Annotated in this window: 28 protein-coding genes; 10 read left to right on the top strand and 18 right to left on the bottom strand. The window is 34.8% G+C overall.

The annotated features are described in order from the left end of the window. The first annotated feature begins 23 nt into the window (after positions 1 to 23). The 5 genes from NSED_RS08450 to NSED_RS08430 all read left to right on the top strand — a co-directional run bounded on the left by NSED_RS08450 (position 24) and on the right by NSED_RS08430 (position 8220). Positions 24 to 2402 (top strand): thrombospondin type 3 repeat-containing protein, encoded by a 2379-nt coding sequence (locus NSED_RS08450; protein WP_026090075.1) that lies wholly within the window; start codon positions 24 to 26, stop codon positions 2400 to 2402. Between the two features lie 12 nt (positions 2403 to 2414). Beyond that, positions 2415 to 4586: a thrombospondin type 3 repeat-containing protein gene (locus NSED_RS08445; RefSeq protein WP_014965841.1), complete on the top strand. Its 2172-nt coding sequence runs from the start codon at positions 2415 to 2417 to the stop codon at positions 4584 to 4586. Between the two features lie 71 nt (positions 4587 to 4657). Continuing rightward, on the top strand, positions 4658 to 6829 hold the full coding sequence (locus tag NSED_RS08440; RefSeq protein WP_014965840.1) for a thrombospondin type 3 repeat-containing protein: 2172 nt from the start codon (positions 4658 to 4660) through the stop codon (positions 6827 to 6829). 56 nt (positions 6830 to 6885) lie between these two features. Next, on the top strand, positions 6886 to 7845 hold the full coding sequence (gene dusB, locus NSED_RS08435) for a tRNA dihydrouridine synthase DusB (RefSeq protein ID WP_014965839.1): 960 nt from the start codon (positions 6886 to 6888) through the stop codon (positions 7843 to 7845). Between the two features lie 135 nt (positions 7846 to 7980). Further along, entirely contained in the window at positions 7981 to 8220 is a 240-nt protein-coding gene (locus tag NSED_RS08430; protein ID WP_014965838.1) for an Lrp/AsnC family transcriptional regulator, read from the top strand. Between the two features lie 162 nt (positions 8221 to 8382). On the opposite strand, the gene NSED_RS08425 is transcribed toward NSED_RS08430, so the two are convergent. Continuing rightward, positions 8383 to 8730, bottom strand: a complete 348-nt coding sequence (locus NSED_RS08425; protein ID WP_014965837.1) for a P-II family nitrogen regulator — start codon at positions 8728 to 8730, stop codon at positions 8383 to 8385. A 121-nt stretch (positions 8731 to 8851) separates the two neighbouring features. Here NSED_RS08425 and NSED_RS10615 point away from each other — a divergent pair, with 121 nt between their 5' ends. Genes NSED_RS10615 through NSED_RS10815 form a run of 3 tightly spaced genes read left to right on the top strand, consistent with a single transcriptional unit; the run spans position 8852 to position 9771 of the window. After that, positions 8852 to 9028: a hypothetical protein gene (locus tag NSED_RS10615; RefSeq protein ID WP_016940193.1), complete on the top strand. Its 177-nt coding sequence runs from the start codon at positions 8852 to 8854 to the stop codon at positions 9026 to 9028. 46 nt (positions 9029 to 9074) lie between these two features. Beyond that, positions 9075 to 9455 (top strand): hypothetical protein, encoded by a 381-nt coding sequence (locus tag NSED_RS10820; protein WP_014965835.1) that lies wholly within the window; start codon positions 9075 to 9077, stop codon positions 9453 to 9455. Further along, positions 9412 to 9771, top strand: coding sequence for a hypothetical protein (locus NSED_RS10815; protein WP_014965834.1), 360 nt, complete (start codon positions 9412 to 9414; stop codon positions 9769 to 9771). Before NSED_RS10820 ends, NSED_RS10815 begins: the two co-directional genes overlap by 44 nt. Here the strand turns inward: NSED_RS10815 and NSED_RS08410 are convergent. The 14 genes from NSED_RS08410 to NSED_RS08345 all read right to left on the bottom strand — a co-directional run bounded on the left by NSED_RS08410 (position 9761) and on the right by NSED_RS08345 (position 21846). Next, positions 9761 to 10348, bottom strand: a complete 588-nt coding sequence (locus tag NSED_RS08410) for a hypothetical protein (RefSeq protein ID WP_014965833.1) — start codon at positions 10346 to 10348, stop codon at positions 9761 to 9763. The genes NSED_RS10815 and NSED_RS08410 overlap by 11 nt on opposite strands. Before the next feature lie 71 nt (positions 10349 to 10419). Then, complete coding sequence (locus NSED_RS08405; RefSeq protein WP_014965832.1) at positions 10420 to 10641, bottom strand: hypothetical protein; 222 nt, start codon at positions 10639 to 10641, stop codon at positions 10420 to 10422. A gap of 19 nt (positions 10642 to 10660) precedes the next feature. Further along, positions 10661 to 11224, bottom strand: coding sequence for a TATA-box-binding protein (locus NSED_RS08400; RefSeq protein WP_014965831.1), 564 nt, complete (start codon positions 11222 to 11224; stop codon positions 10661 to 10663). A gap of 63 nt (positions 11225 to 11287) precedes the next feature. Beyond that, positions 11288 to 11743, bottom strand: coding sequence for an ASCH domain-containing protein (locus tag NSED_RS08395; RefSeq protein WP_014965830.1), 456 nt, complete (start codon positions 11741 to 11743; stop codon positions 11288 to 11290). A gap of 7 nt (positions 11744 to 11750) precedes the next feature. Further along, entirely contained in the window at positions 11751 to 13292 is a 1542-nt protein-coding gene (locus NSED_RS08390; protein ID WP_014965829.1) for a pyridoxal-phosphate dependent enzyme, read from the bottom strand. A gap of 66 nt (positions 13293 to 13358) precedes the next feature. Further along, positions 13359 to 14921, bottom strand: a complete 1563-nt coding sequence (locus NSED_RS08385; RefSeq protein ID WP_014965828.1) for a vWA domain-containing protein — start codon at positions 14919 to 14921, stop codon at positions 13359 to 13361. Beyond that, positions 14922 to 15716, bottom strand: a complete 795-nt coding sequence (locus NSED_RS08380; protein WP_026090077.1) for an AAA family ATPase — start codon at positions 15714 to 15716, stop codon at positions 14922 to 14924. It abuts the gene before it with no gap. A 34-nt stretch (positions 15717 to 15750) separates the two neighbouring features. Next, positions 15751 to 17214 carry an NAD(P)/FAD-dependent oxidoreductase gene (locus tag NSED_RS08375; RefSeq protein WP_014965826.1) on the bottom strand — a complete coding sequence of 488 codons (1464 nt, stop codon included), beginning with the start codon at positions 17212 to 17214 and terminating at the stop codon, positions 15751 to 15753. Between the two features lie 185 nt (positions 17215 to 17399). Next, positions 17400 to 17828, bottom strand: a complete 429-nt coding sequence (locus tag NSED_RS08370) for an RNA-binding domain-containing protein (protein WP_014965825.1) — start codon at positions 17826 to 17828, stop codon at positions 17400 to 17402. Positions 17829 to 17853: 25 nt separating this feature from the next. Further along, positions 17854 to 18465, bottom strand: coding sequence for a 30S ribosomal protein S3ae (locus NSED_RS08365; protein ID WP_014965824.1), 612 nt, complete (start codon positions 18463 to 18465; stop codon positions 17854 to 17856). Positions 18466 to 18505: 40 nt separating this feature from the next. Then, positions 18506 to 19771: a serine--tRNA ligase gene (gene serS / locus NSED_RS08360; protein ID WP_014965823.1), complete on the bottom strand. Its 1266-nt coding sequence runs from the start codon at positions 19769 to 19771 to the stop codon at positions 18506 to 18508. After that, a complete protein-coding gene (locus NSED_RS08355) occupies positions 19771 to 20013 on the bottom strand; it encodes a KEOPS complex subunit Pcc1 (RefSeq protein ID WP_014965822.1) in 243 nt (80 codons plus the stop codon). Before NSED_RS08355 ends, serS begins: the two co-directional genes overlap by 1 nt. After that, a complete protein-coding gene (gene recJ / locus NSED_RS08350) occupies positions 19976 to 21397 on the bottom strand; it encodes a RecJ family nuclease (protein WP_014965821.1) in 1422 nt (473 codons plus the stop codon). The genes NSED_RS08355 and recJ overlap by 38 nt, the downstream gene beginning before the upstream one ends. Further along, a complete protein-coding gene (locus NSED_RS08345; protein WP_014965820.1) occupies positions 21397 to 21846 on the bottom strand; it encodes a 30S ribosomal protein S15 in 450 nt (149 codons plus the stop codon). The genes recJ and NSED_RS08345 overlap by 1 nt, the downstream gene beginning before the upstream one ends. 124 nt (positions 21847 to 21970) lie before the next feature. Here NSED_RS08345 and NSED_RS08340 point away from each other — a divergent pair, with 124 nt between their 5' ends. Beyond that, on the top strand, positions 21971 to 22303 hold the full coding sequence (locus NSED_RS08340; RefSeq protein ID WP_014965819.1) for a hypothetical protein: 333 nt from the start codon (positions 21971 to 21973) through the stop codon (positions 22301 to 22303). A 140-nt stretch (positions 22304 to 22443) separates the two neighbouring features. After that, a complete protein-coding gene (locus NSED_RS08335; RefSeq protein ID WP_014965818.1) occupies positions 22444 to 22713 on the top strand; it encodes a hypothetical protein in 270 nt (89 codons plus the stop codon). A gap of 93 nt (positions 22714 to 22806) precedes the next feature. On the opposite strand, the gene NSED_RS08330 is transcribed toward NSED_RS08335, so the two are convergent. From NSED_RS08330 to NSED_RS08320, 3 genes are all read right to left on the bottom strand, one after another. Further along, positions 22807 to 23337 (bottom strand): hypothetical protein, encoded by a 531-nt coding sequence (locus NSED_RS08330; RefSeq protein ID WP_014965817.1) that lies wholly within the window; start codon positions 23335 to 23337, stop codon positions 22807 to 22809. A gap of 38 nt (positions 23338 to 23375) precedes the next feature. Next, positions 23376 to 23690 carry a hypothetical protein gene (locus NSED_RS08325; protein ID WP_014965816.1) on the bottom strand — a complete coding sequence of 105 codons (315 nt, stop codon included), beginning with the start codon at positions 23688 to 23690 and terminating at the stop codon, positions 23376 to 23378. 89 nt (positions 23691 to 23779) lie between these two features. Beyond that, positions 23780 to 24349: a methane monooxygenase/ammonia monooxygenase subunit B gene (locus tag NSED_RS08320; protein ID WP_014965815.1), complete on the bottom strand. Its 570-nt coding sequence runs from the start codon at positions 24347 to 24349 to the stop codon at positions 23780 to 23782. Positions 24350 to 24532: the final 183 nt, after the last annotated feature.

Here is a 24532-nt window from a genome sequence, read left to right as displayed (position 1 = left end):
TACTTCTAGCCACATTGACTAGCATGCCAGTTAGCCCTATTTTTGCTGCTGATGACTTAGATAAAGATGGTGTTGATGATTCTATAGATGCATGTCCTAATTTACAAGAAGATTATGAAGGAACAATTGATGGGTGTCCTTCTAATTTTGTACCGTGGTATGATGAAGACTATGATGGAATAGAAGATCATATTGATCAGTGTCCTAATCTTAAAGAAACTTATAATAAATTCCAAGATGAAGACGGCTGCCCTGATACTCTTCCAGGAAGTGGAGAAGGTGGCGCATCAGATTCTGATGGTGATGGAATTATAGATTTAATCGATAATTGTCCAAACCAACCAGAAACATTTAACGGCATTCAGGATAGAGATGGTTGTCCAGATACTTATGGCGCAGGTGATAGAGACCGGGATGGAGTTCCAGACGCTGCAGATGAATGTCCATTAAGTGCTGAAACTTACAATAGATTCCAAGATGAAGATGGCTGCCCTGATTCAATTAACACTTCTAGTTTTGTAGACACTGATAATGATGGAATTCCAGATAAAATTGATTTGTGTATTAATGAACCTGAAGTGTATAATGGTTATAGAGATACAGACGGTTGCCCTGACGTTGCATTAGATACTTCGTTTAGCGATAAAGATGGTGACGGCATAGCTGATAAATTTGATATTTGTCCAAACCAACCGGAAACTTTCAATAGATTTGCAGATTACGATGGCTGCCCTGACTCTACTCCTTCTTTTGATGGCACATTAAATGATGCAGATGGTGATAGAATTATGGATATAGATGATGCATGTCCATTAGATCCAGAAAGATACAATGGATTCCAAGATGAAGACGGTTGTCCAGATATACCACCATATTCAAGTGATGTAGATTCTGATCTTGATGGAATTCCAAATAGTATTGATCAATGTCCTAATGTAAAAGAAACTTACAATGGATTCCAAGACTTGGACGGCTGCCCTGACTTTGTAGCTTCTAATAAGGGAATTCCGGATTCTGATGGCGATGGAATAAATGATTATCTCGATTTATGTCCAAACCAACCAGAAACTTTCAACGGTGTGTTTGATAGAGACGGCTGCCCTGATACTGATTTCACAACTGATAGAGATGGGGATGGCATTCCAGACAATTTAGACCAATGTCCTACTGTTAAAGAAACTTACAATGGAATTAATGATCATGACGGTTGTCCGGATAGTGTATCTGGAGTACTAGGACAAGATTATGATGGTGACGGAATTTCTGATTTGAATGATAGATGCCCACTTGATGCCGAAACAGTAAATGGCTATCTTGATCATGACGGTTGTCCTGATGTATCTGTTATAGATTCTGATGGTGACGGCATTAGAGATTCATTAGATCAATGTCCAACTGAACCTGAAACATGGAATCGTTATCTTGATCATGACGGTTGTCCTGATAATCCAACTGAAGCAGATTCTGATGGTGACGGCATTAGAGATTCATTAGATCAATGTCCACTGGTTAGAGAAAGATACAATGGATTCCAAGATGAAGACGGTTGCCCTGATTATCCACCATATATTACCAGTTTAGATTCTGATTATGATGGAATACCTGATGAAAATGATCAATGTCCTCTAGTTCCTGAAACTTATAATAAATTCCAAGATGAAGACGGCTGCCCTGATTATGTGGCAGATAACAAAGGTACTCCTGACTCTGATGGCGATGGAATTAATGATTATAATGATCATTGTCCAAACCAACCAGAAACCTATAATGGTATTTTAGACAGAGACGGTTGTCCAGATAATTACATTGGAAAGAATGATAGAGATATGGATGGTATTCCAGATGCAATTGATGCATGTCCAACTGCCAAAGAAACTTACAATAAATTCCAAGATGATGACGGCTGCCCTGACTCTGTTTCAAAATCATTTGTAGTTGACTCTGATAATGATGGCATAAATGATATTTTTGATGATTGTCCTCTAGTTGCCGAAACTTACAATGGATTCCAAGATGAAGACGGTTGCCCAGATAGTGATAATACTCAACCTGACTCTGATGGTGATGGAGTTCCAGATGTAATGGATATGTGTCCAAATCAAAGTGAAGTTTGGAACAGATATGTTGACTATGACGGTTGCCCTGACACAGTACCAACTGGAAATCTTAGAGTTGACACTGACGGAGATGGCATATATGATGATGTAGATGCATGTCCAACTTCCAAAGAAACTTATAATAAATTCCAAGATCACGATGGCTGCCCTGATATTGCTCCAGAACAATCTAGATACAAACATGATGCTGATTTGGATGGAATAATAAACGAAAATGACCTATGTCCTCTAGAACCTGAGGATTATGACAATTTCCAAGATGAAGACGGTTGCCCTGACCCTTAGGAGTATCTTAGAATGAAAAAACAATATCTTTTAGGATTTTTACTTTTGCTTACTTCTACAATTGGCATGATGCCAAGTGGTGCTTTTGCTGCTGAATCAATTGACTCTGATGGTGATGGAGTTCCAAATGATCTCGATCAATGCCCTCATCTTTTAGAAGACTATGACCCTCAGTATGGTAACAATATTGATGGTTGTCCTGCAGACTTTGTTCCTTGGTATGATGCTGATTATGATGGTGTTGAGGATCATGTTGATAATTGTCCTACAGTAAAAGAAACTTACAATAAATTCCAAGATGAAGACGGCTGTCCAGATTTGTCTCCTGAAACTGGGAAAGCCATAGCAGATTCAGATGGTGATGGATATCCTGATTATATGGACAAGTGTCCAAACCAACCAGAAACATTCAATGGTATAGATGATAAAGACGGTTGCCCTGATAATCCAATGACTTCAAAAGATACTGATAGTGATGGTATTTCAGATACATCAGATGAATGCCCATTAGAGCCTGAAACTTACAATAGATATCTAGATGAAGACGGTTGCCCTGATAGTATTGATTCTATTAATCCACAATACACATTCCCTGATACTGACGGTGATGGTATTGAAGATAGATGGGATTCATGTATTGATGAACCAGAAAACTATAATGACTATCTAGACCATGACGGTTGCCCTGATGTTCCTGGCGTCACTTCATTAGAAGCACCAGATGCTGATTATGATGGAATTCCAGATGATGTAGATGAATGTCCATTAGATCGTGAAAATTACAATAAATTCCAAGACGAAGACGGCTGCCCAGATGAATTGCAGATCATGATTACTGGTGATGCTGATGGTGATGGCATTGCAGATCATAATGACTTGTGTCCGTTTAGTCCTGAAACTTACAATAGATATCTAGACCATGACGGCTGCCCAGATTATATTGCAGATAACAAATTTGCATTTGATACCGATGGTGATGGGATAATTGATAATCTAGATTTGTGTCCAAACCAACCTGAAACATTTAATGGATTCCAAGATGAAGACGGCTGCCCAGATAATACATCTAGTTTAAGAGATTCTGACAGAGATGGAATTTCAGATACATCAGATGAATGTCCACTAGAGCCTGAAACTTACAATAGATATCTAGACCATGACGGCTGCCCAGATTCCAATAACACTGTAAATCCACAATACACATTCCCTGATACTGACGGTGATGGTATTGAAGATAGATGGGATTCATGTATTGATGAACCAGAAAACTACAATGGTTATCTAGACCATGACGGCTGCCCTGACATTAAAGGTACAACAGCAGGTGCTATGTTAGATGCTGACTATGATGGTATTGCAGATCATCTAGATCAATGTCCAACTTTAGCAGAGAGGTATAATGGATTCCAAGATGAAGACGGCTGCCCTGATAGTATTGATTACAAATCAGTTGGTGATTCTGACGGCGATGGAATTACTGATGATTTAGATTTATGTCCATTTGCAAAAGAGACTTACAACAGATATCTGGATGAAGACGGCTGCCCTGACTACATAGCAGATAATAAAATCACTTCTGACACCGACGATGATGGCATTCCAGATGTTTTAGATTTGTGTCCAAACCAACCTGAAACATTTAATGGATTCCAAGATGAAGACGGCTGCCCAGATAAACAATCTTCAAAACTTGATACTGATCAAGATGGAATTCCAGACATCTTAGATGAATGTCCATTAGAGCCTGAAACTTACAATAGATATCTAGACCATGACGGCTGCCCAGATTCCAATAACACTGTAAATCCACAATACACATTCCCTGATACTGACGGTGATGGTATTGAAGATAGATGGGATTCATGTATTGATGAACCAGAAAACTACAATGGTTATCTAGACCATGACGGCTGCCCAGATGTTCCTGGTGCAGAATCCACCACTCCTACATATGCAGATTCAGATGGTGATGGATATCCAGATGTGATTGATTCATGTCCAACAAGTCCTGAAACTTGGAATAAATACCTAGACTGGGACGGCTGTCCAGACACTGCTCCAGAACAACAAAGATTTGTCCATGATGATGATCTAGATGGTATCATAAATGATGAAGATCTGTGTCCTCTTGATCCTGAAGATTATGACGGTGACCGCGATTTAGACGGTTGTCCAGATCCATAATCTTACAATTTTTCGAGAATCTCTTCAACGTGAGACTTAATAAATACTTGATAATAGCGGAGTCATAGAGAATGAAAAAACAATATCTTTTAGGATTTTTACTTTTGCTTACTTCTACAATTGGCATGATGCCAAGTGGTGCTTTTGCTGCTGAATCAATTGACTCAGATGGTGATGGAGTTCCAAATGATCTCGATTTTTGTCCTCATCTTTTAGAAGACTATGACCCTCAGTATGGTAACAATATTGACGGTTGTCCTGCAGACTTTGTTCCTTGGTATGATGCAGATTATGATGGAATTCAAGATCATGTTGATAATTGCCCAACTGTAAAAGAAACTTACAATAAATTCCAAGATGAAGACGGTTGTCCAGATTTGTCTCCTGAAACTGGGAAAGCCATAGCAGATTCTGACGGTGATGGATATCCTGATTATATGGACAAGTGTCCAAACCAACCAGAAACATTCAATGGTATAGATGATAAAGACGGCTGCCCAGATAATACATCTAGTTTAAGAGATTCTGACAGAGATGGAATTTCAGATACATCAGATGAATGTCCACTAGAGCCTGAAACTTATAATTTCTATCAAGATGAAGACGGCTGCCCCGATTTAATTGATAATGTAATTTCTGTATATAATTTCCCAGATGCTGACGGTGATGGCATAGATGATAGATGGGATCAATGTCTGAATGAACCAGAAAATTATAATGGTTATCTAGACTGGGATGGATGCATAGATGTACTTGGTGCTGCTTCTAATGGTTTGATTGATTCTGATTATGATGGCATACTTGATTCTGTAGATGCTTGCCCATTAGATCGTGAAAATTTTAATGGATTCCAAGATGAAGACGGCTGCCCAGATGAAATTGATTATGCAGTATCTGGAGATTCTGACGGTGATGGAATTTTAAATCAATTTGATATTTGTCCATATAACAAAGAAACTTACAATAAATTCCAAGATGAAGACGGCTGTCCAGATTCTATTGTGAATAATAAATCGACTTATGATTCTGACGGTGATGGAATTGTTGATAATTTAGATCACTGTCCAAACCAACCTGAAACATTTAATGGATTCCAAGATGAAGACGGTTGTCCAGATAATCTTAATTCAACACTTGATTCTGATATGGATGGCATTTCAAATATTTCCGATGAATGTCCACTAGAGCCTGAAACTTATAATTTCTATCAAGATGAAGACGGCTGCCCTGATTCCAAAGATACAATGACTTCATCGTATCTATTTCCAGATGCTGACGGTGATGGCATAGATGATAGATGGGATGCATGTCTTGATGAAAAAGAAAATTACAATGATTATCTAGATCATGACGGCTGCCCAGATGTTCCTGGAATCTCCAAACCTGCATTATCTGATATTGATTATGATTTAATTCCTGACATATTTGATGAATGTCCAACTTTAGCAGAGAGGTATAATGGATTCCAAGATGAAGACGGTTGTCCTGACACTATAGCTTATGACTCATTTGGAGACTCTGATTTTGATGGTATCACTGATAACATAGATCAGTGCCCTGATGCTAAAGAGACTTACAACAGATATCTAGATGAAGACGGCTGCCCAGATTCAATTCCTGATAACAAACTTTCATTTGATTCTGATGGCGATGGAATTCCAGATAATATAGATCAATGTCCTGGTCAGGCTGAAACATTTAATGGCTTTGAGGACAAAGACGGCTGTCCAGATAAATTTATGTTTACACTTGATTCTGATCAAGATGGAATTGTAGATGTATCTGACGCATGTCCACTAGAACCTGAAACTTATAATTTCTATCAAGATGAAGACGGTTGTCCAGATTCAACTGGATCTGTTGTCCCATCATATAGTTTTCCAGATACTGACGGTGATGGCATAGATGATAGATGGGATGCATGTATTGATGTACAGGAAAACTTCAATGGTTATCTAGACTGGGACGGTTGTCCTGATGTATTAGCTGCAGAATCTACAACCCCTACAAGAATTGATTCTGACGGTGATGGATATTATGATGCAATTGATTCATGTCCAACAAGCCCTGAAACATGGAATAAATACAATGATCATGACGGTTGCCCTGATACTGCTCCAGAACAACAAAGATTTGTCCATGATGATGATCTAGATGGTATCATAAATGATGAAGATCTGTGTCCTCTTGATCCTGAAGATTATGACGGTGACCGCGATTTAGACGGTTGCCCTGATAACTAATTGATTTTTACAAAATCCATTGAATGATAAATATATTCAATCTATAAAGTTTGAATATGCTTCCAAAATTCTCTAGTAGGGCATTTCTAGCACCTATGGCTGGAGTAAGTGATCCTGCTCTTCGTTTACAATGTAAAAAAATGGGAGCTGGATTGGTGGTAACTGAATTTACAAACATTCACAGTATTATTGCAAAAGAAAATCAGCTTAAAGAAAAAATGAAAACCATACAGGAATTTATTGAATACTCTGAAGAAGAGCGTCCACTCTCTATTCAATTATTTGGCTCTGATCTTTGTGCTTTAGAAAAAGCAGCAAAGATTGTAGAACCTTTTTTTGATATAATTGATTATAACATGGGGTGTCCTGCACCCCACATCACACAACAAATGGCAGGAGGAGCATTATTACAAGAAGTTAATCTAACACAACAAATTTTTAACACACTTGTAAATTCTGTAAAAAAACCTGTAACCCTAAAAATTCGTTCTGGAGTTACTAATGCTAGTAAATTCCTCTTTAGAGAAATTGCTGAAATTGCTGAAGATGAGGGAATTAAAATGATTACACTGCATCCAAGAACTGTTAGTCAGGGTTATTCTGGAACTGCTGATTGGGATATGATAAAAGAACTAAAAGAAATTTCTAGTATTCCAATTGTTGGAAATGGTGATATAACTACTCCTGAAGATGCTAAAAATATGATTGATAGTACTAACTGTGACTATGTAATGATTGGGAGAGGAGCAATGGGTAATCCATTTTTGTTTGAGCAAATTAATGATTATTTGAAGACAAATTCCTATAAAGAATACTCTTTCAAAGATCGACTAGATTCATTTTTTGATTACCTACATCTAACTAGTCAATATAAAATCAAATTTGCAAATATCAAAGGTCAAGCTATGAGGTTTACTAAAGGTATGAAGGGTGGCTCTAAACTACGCTCTAAAATCACTCTTTCAAAAAATATTGAAGAGTTGGAAAAAATTATGAATGGTGCATATTTGTCTTAGTCTTAAATTATTCTAAATCTCTTTACATTTGTTTATGAAATTATCTTATTTGATGGTGAATTTTTAAGTAAATTGGACTATTCTTATATATTTCAAGAGTGCATTTTAGGTATGACAATAGGAGTTGAATCATAATTGGCAACAGCTTATGTCCTCATAAACTGTGAGCTAGGTTCTGAAGAATCAGTAATCTCAGAATTAAAATCAATTGAAGGTGTTATTGAAGTACATGGAACTTTTGGTGCATATGATATTCTGGCTAAAGTAGAATCAAGTCAAGTCGAAGCACTACGAGAGACCATTACTTGGAAGATTCGAAAAATCCCAAAAATTAGATCAACACTGACATTAATGGGAATTGAAGGTCAACAATAATTCTTCAAAATCCTTTGCTTTTATACTCAAATTGTAATAGTAATACATCCCTTCAAAAATATGTCCCCCAAAGGGATAACGACCCTGAGAGGAGTAGTTAACCTCTCAGCAGCTAAATTCACATTAATCAACATTGCATATTGTTTTGATAAAAGAAAATGATTAGAGGGCTTCAGAACCACTCTTTTTAGTTGCTATATTCATGACGCTATCCACATTGGATACTACAATAATGCCATCTCCGCCTTTACCTGTAAAAGCTGCATCAGCAATTGCTGTGGAAACTTTTTCTACGTCTGAGTCATTTACAACTGTACTAACATACGCAACATTGTTGTATTCTGCAGTTATGGTACCTGTTCCCCTGCCAGATCTCATTTCATGTCTGACCCCAGAACCTCTACCCTTTCCTTCCATGATGGAGAATCCTCCAACAATACCGGTTATTGCCTCAGATACTGCACCAATTTTAGTTGCTTGAATAGTTGCCTCAATTCGTTTCATTTGCATTCTTTTTTTCGTATTGTTTAAAAAAGATCATATGTTTTTATTCAAATTTTATGATACTATAATTTTTGATTGGTTATGTCATTATCCTCTGGCCTTTTTAGTACCAAAGAAAAACAAAATCATGAAAAGTGACGAAAAAAGATCCCACAGACTCAATTATCTATTAAAGTATTATTTGACAAATCCTAAAGAAAACGATCTTTATCAGAGAGCAAAACAAATGGGCGTAACGGATTCAACTGCCAAGGATTACATTAGAACTGTCATAATTCAAGCCCAAAAAATCTATTCAAAGTAGCTTTTTGACATATATTCATAAATAATCAATTTGAGAGGAAATAAACATGACAGATCCGTTATTGGATGATGTAAAAGCTCTCTTGGATAAAGATTTTGGAGATGATCGAATTCTAAAACAGATTTGTAGGGCTTGTGAAAATAATGAAGTAATTAGCAATTATGAAAGAAATTATGTTAGAAAATTAGCTGAAAAACACCTAGGAAAAAAACCAGAATTTACTCAAACACCTCATGTTGAAGAAAAACAACAAGTTCCAGATGTTGTACTTCCTGAGATTAAACCTATCCAACAAACACAATCACTTCAAACTGAATCACCAAGAATTTCTTACACTAAACCAAAAACAAAAAATTATTTTTGGCATAGGCAGTTTTGCTCTAGTGTTAGTTATTGCTGCTGTAATATCTTTCAGTGGAATCACTGATGGTACTGTCAAAATTGACACTACCACAAATAATGTGCCAATCTCACTATCTGTACAAACTGATTTAAAATCATACAACAAAAAAGATTTGATTTCAATTAGTGGTACATCTGATACAACTGGAAATGTAAATCTTACAATAGAAAATCAAAATAATGAACTTGTATGGGCAGAACAAGTTTCATTGAAAAATAATGGGCAATTCTCAACTTTAGCTATAGCAGGAGGTCCTGGATGGGAAAATTCTGGAACTTATACTGTTAAAGTAGATAATGGTAAAGAAACAATCTCAAGTACGTTTTCATTTACTTCATAATTCGTTCAAATTCTTTCCAATGTGAATCTACCAAATCTCGTAATTTTTCTACACTAATTTCATGCATATATTCACGATAAACAATGAATTTATTTTGTTTACCTGTATCATCTCCATAAATATCAGAAGTGTTTTTTGGTATTGCTCCTGATTTCCATTGATTCATCTCAAAAATCCATATTGTTGAATCTGGATTAGAAAAATCAATATCATCACATCCAACAACGTATAGATAGCATTTTGTTGCCATGTTTAATTTTTCATGGAGTTTTTCATATGCAATCATTTGGCCTTTTGCAATGTTGATTTTGTCATTATGAAATCCTTTGAATTCTAGTATGATGAAACCTCCTTTATGTTCAACAAGCCAGTCAATATCGGTTCCACCTGAGGCTATCATGCCATGAACGATTAAATCTCCTAGAACCTCCCTCCCACGCGTAAATTCTGTCTCATCAAAAATTTGATGTTTTCCTTTTGCACTTTTACGAACAATTTGCTTGGATATTTGTTCTGATTTAACTGGATTTTCCTTTTGATATAAAGTGTCAATTAAATCACTTGTATCATTAGGCAATATTTTTTGAATTTTAAACTGAATGATAAGAGATTTTGTAAAATTTAGTAAAGTTTTATCATTTTTCTAATCTATCTACAGAAAAACTCATCCCCTGTTCCTTTATACAGTATAAAATATTCATCTTGATTTTTTCTATCTTTTTTTGCATTCAAAGCATCTTGATACATTTCAAAATGCTCAATTAAATACAGTTGGTTTCCAGGTTCTCCAAAATAATCTATTCCTACCAAATTAAATCCTGTATCGGGAGTTAACTTAACCTTTTCATCTTCAAAAATGTCTTTAGTCAATTTTTAGGATAATTAAAAATCATTGATCATAAATCATTAGGGTTTTTTCTTCTAATAATGCATGTAAGTTATGAACAGAACGATAAACATCTGATTCTTTTTTTGCTCCTGTACACACTAATTTCCCTGATGCAAATAACAATATCACTGTTTTTGGATCTAGCATTCTATGAATCAATCCTGGAAATTGTTCAGGTTCATACATACTTCTAGGTAGGGTTCTAGCAGCTTTTTCCAAATGAATTTTTCCACCTAAATTAATTGCTGCAACGATATTTTGAACTGTAATGACCGCATCTTTTTTAATTTTGATTTTACCTTTTCTTAATTTTTGAACAACTGTATTAACAGCTTTAATTGCCATCTCTTCAGATTTAGCTCCAGTACATACCATCTTTCCTGTTCTAAAGATGAGTGTGGCAGTTCGTGGATTAGTCAATCTAAATACAAGACCTGGAAATTGTTCTGGATGATATTCTGTATCTGGAAATTTTTCGGTAATTTCGATTAAATCTATTTTTTGATCTACTGATGCTGATGCAACAACATTTTCTACACTAACAATTGGCTTTGTTTGAGGCATAACGAGGTGCTTTAAATATGAGCTTTATATATACTAGTCATATTTTTCTGATCTTTAAATTTTCTAATGATGTCCAATCCATTGATAACGATATTCTTCATCTATAATATCTGAAACTATTTTTTTGTTTTTGATCTTTGTTTTTGGAATATCTACTTCAAAAAATCCCAATTGACCTTTACATGGAATTGGAATTCTAAATGGTTTTGCATTTTTTAACATAAACCCAAAAGTTTTGTTTTGAAATTTTTTTGATGCAAAATGAAATTTTTGATCTAATTTTATTTCTTTTATTGAATGGTATTTTTTTACGTCATAGATTTGGGCTTTTCCAATGATTGCTCCTATGACAAATTTTTTTTCAATCTTTAATCTTTTAGCATCTTCAATTCTAATTTTTAATGGAGAATGAATCAAAAACTCTCCCCGAAAATTCGTATTCCAATTTCTTAACTCAATACTTTTTTTACCTGAAATTATTAAATCAGCAAATGGTTGAGAAATCGAAAGGCATTTCAAGATATAATTAATCAGTTGCAGCTTTGATAAATTCGCCTGGATTTTTGCCTCTGCCTTCAGGCAAATTTGTTATTCCCCCATTCAAGCTTTCAGTTACAATGCCCTTACTTGCAAGTACTTGGGCAGTCATTAATGATGTATTTCCAGCCATGCAAATTAGTAATGATTTACCTTTAGAGCCGTCCAGATCTTTGTTAAGCTCATCTGGAATTTGCTGTGTAGATAATAATTGATTAATGGTGCTTGCTTTTGGTATCACAATTTTTTCTTTATTTACACCTAAGGATTTAGCAATCATTTCAATTCCTTCTTCTTTTGGCGTATATTGTGTATGAACCCAGATTATTTTATCGTAATCTTGAACACTTGATGCTGCATCTTCTAATGAAACTTGAATACGCTGGTTAGATGATGCTGATTCTAGATTTTTTCTATACTTTTCTATACCGTCAGCAACTACAACAATGAATTTTCCTTTTTCTCCCTCACTTAGCATTTCTAATATGGCATACATGGCAAGTGCAGTACTTTCGCCAATATTATGACCTTTGTCTACAAAGAATTTTAGTAAATGTCTTGCCTGTCCAAAATCAACTTCGTGCTCAGCAGCATATGCTTCTGGATTGTACAACTTTAGCCCATCTGCTTTAGCCTTTGTTCTGATTCCTGCAACATCTTGACCTGGAGCTGGAAATACTACATGTATTGCCTTTTTGTCATACTTTTCATTCATGTATCTACTTAATCCTCCTGATGTACCACCTGTTCCAAATGAACAAATTATTCTATAATCTTCTAATGAATCCCCTTTTTCCTGTAACTGCTGTTCAATCTCTACAGCTGTAATTGTTCTATGAGCATCAATGTTTAATTCATTATCGTATTGTTCTGGACAAAAACAATCATAAATTTTTGAAAGTAATTTTGCCAAATTGATAATGTCTTGTGCTGCCAACAACGATTCAACCTCTGAAATCGAATTATCGTAATTTGTTGGATCAAAACCTAATTCAATTAACTGAGAACGAATGTTTGCTGCAGTTGCCTTTGCAACTAGTGCATCAGCCTCACTATCTTTCATTCCAGGAGCAGGACAAATATCCATATCCAAATCCATTATACGAATATTCTCATTTCTCAATTCCTTGAAGACTCCTTCTTGCAATTTTCTTGAAACAAGTGAAACCACAGTTAATCCAAGTTTTGACATTTGTCCAAGAGCTATTCCAAAATTTCCTGATGTTGCCTCAATTATTGTCTGATTACTTTTTAACTTCCCGGTTTTAATTGCGTCATGCATTATGTGAATTGCTGGTCTAATTTTGATTGAACCTGACACCAAATTAGAATCAAATTTTCCATACACTTTTAGATCCAAATCTGAAATATCTAGTTTGTAAAGATTTTTTGCACATTCTTTAAGATCCCTAGTTAAATCAATCAATGGCGTTGCATTGACCACTTTTCCATCTTCTAAATGTGGAATTTTACTCCAAATTTCACGTTCAAATTTTTCAAGTAATGGTTTATCAAAATTATTTTCTGACATGTCTTTTAACTAGATGGCTTTGATTTTTTACTTCATATAAAATATCCTGATAGAAAGATCAAAAATTCATCCATCTAAAATGCTAATTACCTTATTTGGTATATCATTTAGTCTGCTTACAGCCATAGTTTTTTCATATCCTAAATGTTTCAGATTATTGGCAATGGTTGTAGCCCTGACAGTATTTGGACCTAATCCTAAAGCAACCATGCGAATTCCTAATCCTTTGAATGATTTAGTCATATTTCTTACAGCATCTGGATCTGATGGTTCCCCATCAGTTAATGTCAAAAAAATATCTGGTCTTTTTGACTGCAAAATTGGAAACATTTTATCATAAACTTCAGCCAATGGGGTTGAACCATTAGCAACGATTTGTGCCAACCTTTTTGCAGTAATGCTATTCCATTTGACATTTTCTGGTTTTATTGACCAACATACCATTGATCTATTCTCTGTACTAAATGCATACACTGCAAATTTTACTTTGAGAAAAGATAATACCTCACAAAGTGCTAAAGTAGCTTTTTTGTATTCTATCGCATCTGATGCAATACTAGATGAATGATCTAACAATATCACAATTTTTGTTTTAATTGATTTTTTAACATCTGTAAAAAATGGTTCATTACCTTCAATGTAACTTTCTTCGTCAAATTCATCTCCTGATCTTAGATGTTGCTCTTTCCATCCTGATTTCCATTCCTTAAATTTCATTTTTAATCCGTTTATCAATCCCAAGTCATAGATTGTTGTTTCATCAATATTTTTTGTAGATGGTGTCTGGATTCCTACTGTTTCAGCAGCTAAACCCTTGTTTTCTGTTTTTTTATTTTCATCAAGTAATACTTTGTATTCATCATACACATCATCACCTCTAATGACCGATTTTGGGTCCATAGTTCCCAAATCTCCCTCTTTATTTTTTGAAATTATTTTTAAGACTTTTAACAACTCTTCTTCAGATAATGCCATTCCAGCTTTCATAAATGGTAAAGATACTGGAATTGTCAGTAAAGAATCGATATCTAGTATTTTTATTATTTCTGATACGTTTTTTTCAATCCAACTTGTATCTCGATTTTCATCAATTGCTTTGTTGACAATTTCTTTGGCAAATGTAGTTGCTTTTTTTATTTTTTCAAAATTACTTGATTGAATCTCTCCTTTTATCACACCAAACATAAAATATTGATAAAATGCCTCCACAATCCTTGCTTTTCCATAAACTGTATGTAATTGAGGTCTGGCAACGAGCATGTACGTATAATTGAAAATAATTTCAGCATCCATCCCTTTCCAAATCTTTCTTCCTAACTGTTCTACTCTTTGAGTTTCCATTGTATTGAGAATAAAACCAAATGCATGGTCATTGCTAAGAATTTTTTTGCAGTATTTTATTCTCATTGCTTCATACCATAATGATGTTCTAAATTGTCGATATTTTTGAAAATCATTGCCTATTCTTTTCTCTAGTGGTGTTAAGATTACCTTGTTTTCTTTGAGCCTTGTCTTGGTTTCTGTCTTGTCTGAAATTTCTACTATGATGTTTTCTTTTTCAGACCATCGCCTAACAAGAAATGTTGCTATTTCTACTAAAGAATCGTTTTGAAGTTGAATTGCTTGCATTTAATTTCCAAACATCGAAGTTATGATGTCCCTAACTTTTTGATATTCTATATTACCCCATTGCGTATAGACATTTCCAAAAACAATATCTGCAACTTCTTTTGGTGACATTCCTTTATCTAACAATTTACCAAAAGCAATGGTTTCTCTTAAACTAGGTGAATAAAATAATTCTTCAACTGCAGCAGCCTGCCTTAATGTATTTGCAAGTTTGATTGCTTGAATTATTTCAGATTCATAATTTCCTGAAACATGTTTTTTAACAATCTCTAATTCTATATCTTCTGGAGGATATTCTAATCTAATTCGTACTGGGAATCTACTAAGTAATTGAGGTGGTAATTCTTTTGTTCCACTATGTGTTAATGGATTAATTGTTGCCACAACAAACCAATTGTCTTTTGCTTTGACTATTTCCCCAGTTGATTCCTTTAATGCAATCTGACGTCTATCATCTAATGCTTCATCTAGTCTAAGTAAAACATCTGCTTCTGCTGAATTTATTTCGTCAAGATAAAGCATATCTCCATTTCTCATTGATTTGATCAACAATCCTTCATCAAAGCTTACTGTTCCATCTGTCAGTGTCTTTGTGCCAACCAAATGACTTTCTCTAGTTCTAAGACTAAAATTAATTGATTCTAAATTCACATTCTTTTTTTTAGCAAAATCTCGAACTAAAGATGTCTTTCCAGTACCTTTAGGGCCTATAATGAGCACAAAAAGACCAGCTTCATATGCTTTGTTTAGAATATGATTTGAATTGTTCCAATCAAGATATTGTGCTTCTTCCAAAGTATGTTTTCGTTGATTTTCACAATATTTAATATTAGATCTTAGAATCAAAAGCTTCTATTTTTGTAAAAGCTTCATCAAGTTTTTGATGTAATGTTTTATTCCACTCGTCAAATCCGGAAGGATCTTTTGGATAATTATTGTAATGTTCTACTAACCATTGATTTTGTTTGGATGTATATCTGAGTCCATCTGCAACTGTTTTATTCATTGCACCTCTGATGATCATTCCAATTTTTCCTAATCCCGAAAAGTCTGGGTGTTCACCTTTGCTAATTGATTCAACATCCATATTTCCCAAAAAGTGTTTCATACCATAACTTATTTGCTCATTTGACATTTGTTGTACTAGCCTTCTAAAAAGTTCAAGACCTGCTGTTTTGTATCCGTACTCTTTGATATAATCTAAATTGTATTGCCATAGGCCTGCTTCAGAAACATCATTTGCCTCTAATGCTTGTGCAACATTATTTCCTAGAATTGTACCTGCAATCAATGCTGGTCCAATTCCACCTGCATCAATTGGTTTTGGCATCCATGCAGAATCTCCAACCATCATATATCCACCAGATACCATACAATCGTTTTGTCTTCTGACTGAAACTTGGAAGACTCCTGAATTATTGTTAATGTCTTCTGGGTCTTCTGACAATTTTGCATTTTTGATTGCAACATTTCTATGAAGATATTCTTTCATTAGTGATTCAACATTGTCTTTTTTGCCTAATCTTTTGTTTCTTTTATCTAAAAGAGATTTTTCAACTCCTAAACCTATGTTGACTTTGGTTTCACCTTTGGGAAATACCCATCCATATCCACCTGGTGCTATGTCTTGATCTAAATGTATTATACAATAATCTGGATCAAATTCTGAAAGTTCTTTTTTTCCTGGTTCGAAATGCATGATGTATCTTCCAGTTGATTCTAAATCTCGTCTATCGATTCTTTTTTCAACTTTGGTAGAGTTTTGTAGTCCATTTCTAAGCATGGATGTAACTCCTGTAGCATCAATGACAATTTTTGACGTTTTCTTGAATGGTTGTTTTGTTTTGTTATCTACTCCCTGAATTCCCACTACTTGCTGTCCTTCATAAATAAGACCTGTGAGATTAACTTCATATTCAAATTCGATTCCCATTTTTTTACATCTTTCATTTTGAATTTCTGGTAATTTTTGACGATTTAACATATATCCTGCACCATCAAATGGAATTGCAGTTTCTTTATCTGGTGAAAATGCCATGACTCCCTTTACATCATGTTCAATTTCAGGTCTGGTCCACTCAACTTTGATTCTTTTTGCCATAAAATCAACTGCTTCTTTAGAGCATGCATCTCCACATACCCATCCTGCTAATGATTTTCGACCTGGAAAAAATTCTGTATTTCTATCAACAACTAAAATTTTCAGATTTTGTTTTGAATAATGAGAAATTGCTTGTGCTGTAATTGTACCTGCAAGACCGCCTCCAGCAACTATCACATCATAATCTGACACGATATTCCGGTTTGTCTATCCGTATTTAAAATAATACCATGAAATGTGCTAGAAAATCCATTATCAAAACTATTGATCGATAAAAGGGGTCGGTTCGTCGCGGCGTCTTCAAAGCTTTCGCTCAGACTGGAGCGGCTGTTATTTCCTCATTCCCAAATTGTATAGTTCTTTTATTCCTATTTAATCTAGTTGGCAATCTGAAAAATTTCTGTAAATGTTTTGACAGTATCTTTTTTATTGTAAATTGGCGTGTGTATTTTTAATTGTATAGTGTCTTTTTCCCTAAATGTTAGATTTCCCTTGATTAATTCTTGTTTATCTAATCTCATATGAAATCTAGAATCTACTGTTCTTTCTTCAATTTCATCAATTAACTCATTTACCAATTCTTTTGGTAATGATTCAAGTAATTTTTTCATAAAATTTTGAGCCTGTTTTTTTACAATTTTTGCATTCAATAAAATAATTGGATTTTCATAATGCCCTTCTGTTTCTTTGATTGTGAAATCTTCTTCTTTAACACCTAAAATGTCTTCAAAAGATTGGAAAATTTTTGAAATGTCTTCTGTAGCATGAACAATTACATCAATTGTTATCTCAATCTTGTGAACCATTATTGTAAAAGAATAACTCTTTTGATTATGCTTCAAGTAATTTTGTTTCTTTGTCTGCAGTTCTGATGAGTTTTACTTTCTCAAGACCTACATGTCTTACCCTAATTACTTTCTTGAATGCTGCCATAATATCTGAATTAATTTTACTATAACATGTTGCTTGAACGAATTGATCAATTGTCATTTCTGGAATTGTTTTGTTAATTACGTCTCTTGCAATTAATCTAAGGGCATGTTGTCTTGATGTGTTAAGTTGTCTATGTGTTAGAGCAAGTAATTTTATTCTAAAGATGTAGCCGTCTTTTGTTTTGATATCTACAATGAAATTGATTTTTGATGAACCACGTCTAACTAAACTACGCAAAAATTCTTTTGAATACTCGTATCTTTTGAAAATTGTTGTTGCTTTGTCCCCCTCAACTTTATCAATTTGGAAATAGATTTTGTATTGATGTTGGGATGGGTCTCCTTTTAGAATATCATATAGTGTAACTTCTAAAACTCTGCCTGCTGCATTTTCATCGTCTGTGATTGGAACATAGGCAATAGGAACATTGTTGAATGAATCTGGTGCATGTACTGTGATCCAGCGTTTTTCTCGCCACTTGTCCTTTACTCGACCTTTTCTACGTGCCAATTATTAACGACCTTTGAACCCAAAATATAAGGGTATGTCACTAGATCTCTTTCTGATTTCCCATGTAATTCTGTAAAACGCTAGGAATTCTTATGTGTCCATCTTTAGTTTGGAAATTTTCCATAATTGATACCAAAATTCTAGTCGTTGCTATCAGAGTGCTGTTTAGTGTATGCACATACTGTGTGTCTTCATTTGTTTTATCCCTAAACCTAATCTTCAATCTTCTTGCTTGATAGTCTAAACAGTTTGAACATGAGACAATTTCTCTATAGGCATTTTGTCCTGCCATCCAAGCCTCAATATCATACGTTTTTGCTGAAACTTTTCCCATATCACCAGTTGATAATAGCATCACCCGATGTGGAATTTCCAAGTTTTGATAAAATTCTTCAGCAACTGATAACATTCTTTCGTGTTCTTTCCAAGAGTCTTCAGGTCTTGAAAATACGAATTGTTCAATCTTATCAAATTGATGTACTCTGAAAATTCCTTTCTGATCCCTTCCATGTGCGCCGGCTTCTTTTCTAAAACATGGACTAACACCTGCATATCTTAAAGGCAAATCTTTTCCTTCTAGGATTTCTTTTGATCTCATTGCTGCCATGGCGTGCTCAGATGTTCCAATCATGTAAAGATCCTCATCTTCAACTTTGTAGATTACTTCTTCAAAGTCATCTGCAATAACTGCACCTTCCATAGATTCTCTGTTAATCATATAGGGCGGCTGAACAAGAGAATATTCTTTTTTTGCTAGAAAATCTAACCCATAGTGAATTAATGATTGATTTAATCTTACAAGATCATTTTTCAAATAATAGAATCTGGCCCCTGCTACTTTGGCAGCCCTTTCAAGGTCAACTAAATCCAAATTTTCTGAAATATCAATATGATCATTAATTTTGAAATCAAAATTTGGAACATTCCCCCATTTTCTAACTTCTTGATTTGCACTCTCATCTGTTCCGATAGGAACTGAATCGTGAACAAGATTTGGAATGGTTAATGCTAATCTGGAATAGGTATTTTCAATATTTTCTTGTTCTGATTCTAACTTTGCAAGCTCAGCTGAAACGTTTTTCATTTCTGACAAAATCAATGATGCATCTTCGCCTGCCTTCTTTTTTTGAGAAATTTCTAAAGCCACCTGATTTTTCTTTTTTCGCAACTCATCAGTTTTAATAATAAATTCACGTCTTTTTTGATCTGATTCTATTAATCCGTCCAAATTAAAATCCACAGATCTAGCTTTTAACATATCCCGAATAATCTGAGGTTTTTCTTTGATTAATTTTGGATCTAACATTACTCAATCACCTTTAGAGCAACCTGGATGTGCTCCATCACCTCATCAACTGTTCCTGTTAGATGTTTCATGTTCTTCTTACTTTCAAAATTAAAAACTAGTTTGTTATCAATATTTTCAACATAAAGACTCAACCCTTCTGGAAAATTTACATTGTCTGGTTCTAAGGCTTTTTTGACCGTTTCAGCTTTTTCTTTTGATATGTTATTGAGAATTACTTGAACTTGGCACGTTAACGACATTTACTTCTAAATAGTTAAGAAACTCATCCAATTTGTCTTTAGTTATTTTTGCTCCAGCAGCTGCATTATGACCTCCACCAATACCATCAAATTTCTCAGCACCAGTTCTCATTATTTCACTTAGATTGATATCGGATGTACACCCAAATGATTTTCTTGATGAAAACTTGATAGTATTTTCTTCGGCCTTGGTTCTTAATATTATGATTTTTCCTGAGTTTTTAGGTGATCCTGCTATTAATGATGAAATGGTGCCTGTCATTGTTTCTGGAACAATGTCTTCACCATTTACCATGATACATGTCTCACTTTCTGAAATTCTCCATCTTTCATTGGATAAAATATTCATGTATTCTCTAATCATTTTTCTATAATCTATTAGAATCGTTTCAGCTTCTCTTAGAATCTTATTTCTATCTCCCATACAAACTGCCATTCCAACACCTGAACGATTAATTCTTCCACATGAATTGAGCATAGTTGAAAACTCTCTCCCATCCCGTAAGAAACTCCTGTTATCTTCTCTTGGAAATGTATAGGTATATCCAATTAATTCTGACATTATTTCAGTTGCATTTTTACCTGAAGTAAATTTTGTAATTGCTTCAATCACTAGTCTTTTTTCTTCCTCATTTAGTTCTGCTGGCACTCTCCATCTTCCCTCTTCTTTGAGATTGACTCCTGATGAATTGAGGATTGAGAGACATGCATCCCTATTCCAGGTTAGTCCTTCAATAAATGGCTGAGAGGTAAATGCTAAAGCATCAGCAAGTGGCCTTGTTTCCCTTCCTACCAACAATAAATCTAAATCAATATCTACCAATCCTTGCTCTTTGGCAATATTTGCAATCTCGAAATTTTTGCCTGTAAATGACTTTCTTTCTCCTTGGTCTTGTCTGTCTCCCAAAGCTGAAACAATAGCAATTGCAGATAAATCTGAATTTCTTTCATCTAGTGCAGCTGATGCCAAATACGCCATTCCTCCTGCACAGATATCTACTCCGCCATCGATTCCATATTTCCATGAATTGATTACATTTTGATTATCTAATTCGTTATCTGGGATTTGATGATGATCTAAAACAACCCAATTATCTCCTAATGTTTTATCTAATTCATTTGCAAAACCCCCTCCTAGATCAGTTACTATATGAAAATCTCTGGAATCTGTTTTGAAAGACTCTAGGACATTTTTACTAAATTCTTTTGATGTTCTAACTGTGCAGTTTGCCCCTGCTCTGATTAGAGCTTTAGTGATAATACTCCCCGATGTTAATCCATCACAATCTATATGAGTTGTAACGGAAATCGATTTTTTTGATTTTATACAATCTAAAATTTTATCTTTGAAATAAGAAAGTGATTCATCAAGTGATTTTGTCATTACTCTAGTTGAGCAACCACGGATTTATACTTCCATGTTTTTGAAATTCTTCCAATTCTTTTGTAATAGACTGATAGTCTGTGAACCTTGGCCTCGATTAATTCCAAGGATCTGACATTTCTATTATCCCCTTTGTTTGCTTTAAGATGCTTTTGAAGACCTATTGCTTTTCTAACAATATTTTCAAGATCTTCTGGCATTTCAGCTTTCAAATCATTTTCCTCTAAAATCTGCCCCATGCTTTTTTTGGTAATTGGTTTGATTAAAGGAATGGAATGTTGATCTCTTAATTTAATTCCGATTTGACTAGGAGTCAAACCATCTTTTGTGTATTTTACTACTAATTCTTCAATTTCTGCAGGACTCTGAGTTATCCAAGAAGGTGCACGAAGTGTAGCTGGTCTAATTGAATGTGATTTTCCGTGTCTATGTGTATGCATTCGTCCCATGATTTGGCTCATTATAGAACAGAATTAAACGTTACTTATACTGATCTCGTACATTGAACCCGAATTTGGGGTTCAGAATAAAAGTTAAATAAGTCTCTGGCGCCAAAACGAGCAGGTAAACGGTATGAATACAAAAATACTATTCGCAGCATCCTTAATCGCTGTCTTCACAATCGGAATGTATGCAGAGAATGCAGTAGCATTTGCTCAATACATGGGTAATGTCGGTAGTGAAGGACAAACCGGATCATACACATTAGAAGAAGCACTTGAGATTCAAGCAAGAAGAATCGCAGCAGCTGAAGCAAATCCATCTTCTGGTTCAGGAACTCCATATCTTGATGCCAGTGGTGTAGTTGGTGCAGCAGTTATTGCAGGTGCAGTATTCGGTGGTATTGCTGGAGCATTCTTCCTAAGAGGAAGATCTGGTAAATACGCAGCAATGGGAAGAGGATAAACAAACCTCACATTTCTCTTATTTTATTATCTATTCCTAGTGTAAACTGAATCTCTATTTTTTACCCTTGTCTGATACTGATCTCGTACTTTCTGATAATAAAAGAAATGTATATATCGCACAAATAGAGCCAAATTATTATGATTCCTATCGTAGGTACTTTCCTTAGCATCCTGTCTTCAATTACAGGACAACTAGGACCAAACTACGACCCATTATTCTACGATGTAATGATTTACATCTTCGGAACCATTATGTTCACAATATTCCTTCTTGGAATTATTTCATTCTGGTTACGTGTACACGGCTGGGCTTACAAAGACAACCGTGAGAGATGGGTTGACGAATTAGACAGACACTTTGAAAGAGAAGGTATCGGTCTTATTCCAGACAACGGCAAATACTGGTAAAATTACCAACTTTCATCTTTTCATTATTTTTAACATCTTTTAGTGAAAACTATATTGAATTTAGAAATTTGTTTTTTCCAAAGTCCACAACTGTTAATTTTCTAATTCTGGAAGGAAATCTTTGTCTTTGGATGAATCATAGTCCTTTGTAGTGAATACTCCCTTGTAGTGGTATCCATCTTGTAATGGAGTATTGATGAACTGAGTAGATTCTTTATCGTTAACATAGATTGTTGATTTATCCTGATCCATATCTCTTAGAGGAAAATCCCACATCCACAAAAAGTGACCAATTTGCCATGGGTATTCTTCTTCCCATTCTACATAGATAGTTCCATCATCGGTTAGGGTATACATTGTTCTTTTACAATCATCATTCAATCCTGCGTTAATATTAGCAGGAATTGGTGTTGGAAGACCATCAATAATTAACTCCAAAGTGACCTTCATTTTGTAAGGCGTCTCTCTATCGTTAATACAGACTTTGAGAGGATCGTTTTGACTAAACTGACCTTGGAGGATAGAACTGGTAGCTCCAACTGCTATTGCTATTACAGCCGTAATTGCTAGAAATTTGAGAGTTTTATTTCTCTTGTATGGATCCCCCATTCCAGGATATTTCATCGTGATGCCTTTGACCAGATTCCTTAAAGTCCTTTCCTTTATTCGTACATGATTTCAATTGTATCGCATTGATCTTGATGATCTGCTAGAAAGTATGTGATCTCATCAGAATCAATTTCAAGCCATTCTGATTCTCCCTTGTATGGAAGATAGTCTTCAACAAACAAATCCCCAGTCCCTAATACTCTGACAACAATTTTTTCATTTTTAGGTTTTATCTCAAAAGGTAATTTCAGAACTTTTCCTCTTCTTTGATTTTGTATGTTTACTTTGTATTTGTCAGAACGAAATTCTGTTTCTCCAAAAAAATAACTTTGAAAAATATCTAATTTCGTTATCTTGAAACTTAACATATTTTCTCTACTGTTTTCTAGAAGATAAAACTTGGTTTACGTTAGACGTAAAGAGTATCTAGAAAATGAAAAGGAAAAGGTTGGGTTGTTTAGATTACTTGCCAGGGTCGTGTTGCAAAGGTAATGACATAACCGACACCGATCATAATTGATTGATATGCGATGTTAGTGTATGGAATATCTTTGAGTATTGGATCTCCTTCAACTACTACTGTTTGACCTGGACCGAGTCCTGGACCAACTTTTGCAATGTTGAGTTGGGTGTGTACGTGGTATACACCTGCTTCAAGTGCTTTGGCTGATAGTGAGTAATCGACAACTGAGTTACCTGGAATGTCAAAGACGTTTCCTGGTGGATCTCTTGCCAACATCTCCCATCTGTTACCTGCGTTGGTAGACTCTGTGAAAATGGATAGCCATCCTCTAAGGTCTCTTTCTACTAAACTGACTAATGTTCCTTGAAGTGTCAAGGTTTCGCCAGTTTGCAGGGATTGTCTGTTGAAGGTTTCATCCTCAATTCTGATGAAACGACTCTGGAGTTGTGCTTGGACACCGTGTGCATCTGCAGTTGGAAGTACGGATTCAACCCAGTTGAAACCTAAGGTTCCTAGTGCAAGTACTACAGCAAGTCCAAATACGAAAATTCTTTTTTCGACCATAGTTATCCCTAAAGTGAGAAGATAAAACACGTCGTTATATGTTTTACCTTAGTAACGAGGATCGATCCTTTAGTATGTTAATCATTGATGTATAACATTAAAATCCATAAAAAAATCTTCAAATTTGCATTGTTTTAAATATAATTATGTGTAATATTTTGATATTATTTTTAATTTATTATA

The sequence above is a fragment of the Candidatus Nitrosopumilus sediminis genome (genome assembly GCF_000299395.1).
Taxonomy (GTDB): Archaea; Thermoproteota; Nitrososphaeria; order Nitrososphaerales; family Nitrosopumilaceae; genus Nitrosopumilus; species Nitrosopumilus sediminis.
This window is presented reverse-complemented; position numbering and strand designations above follow the sequence as displayed.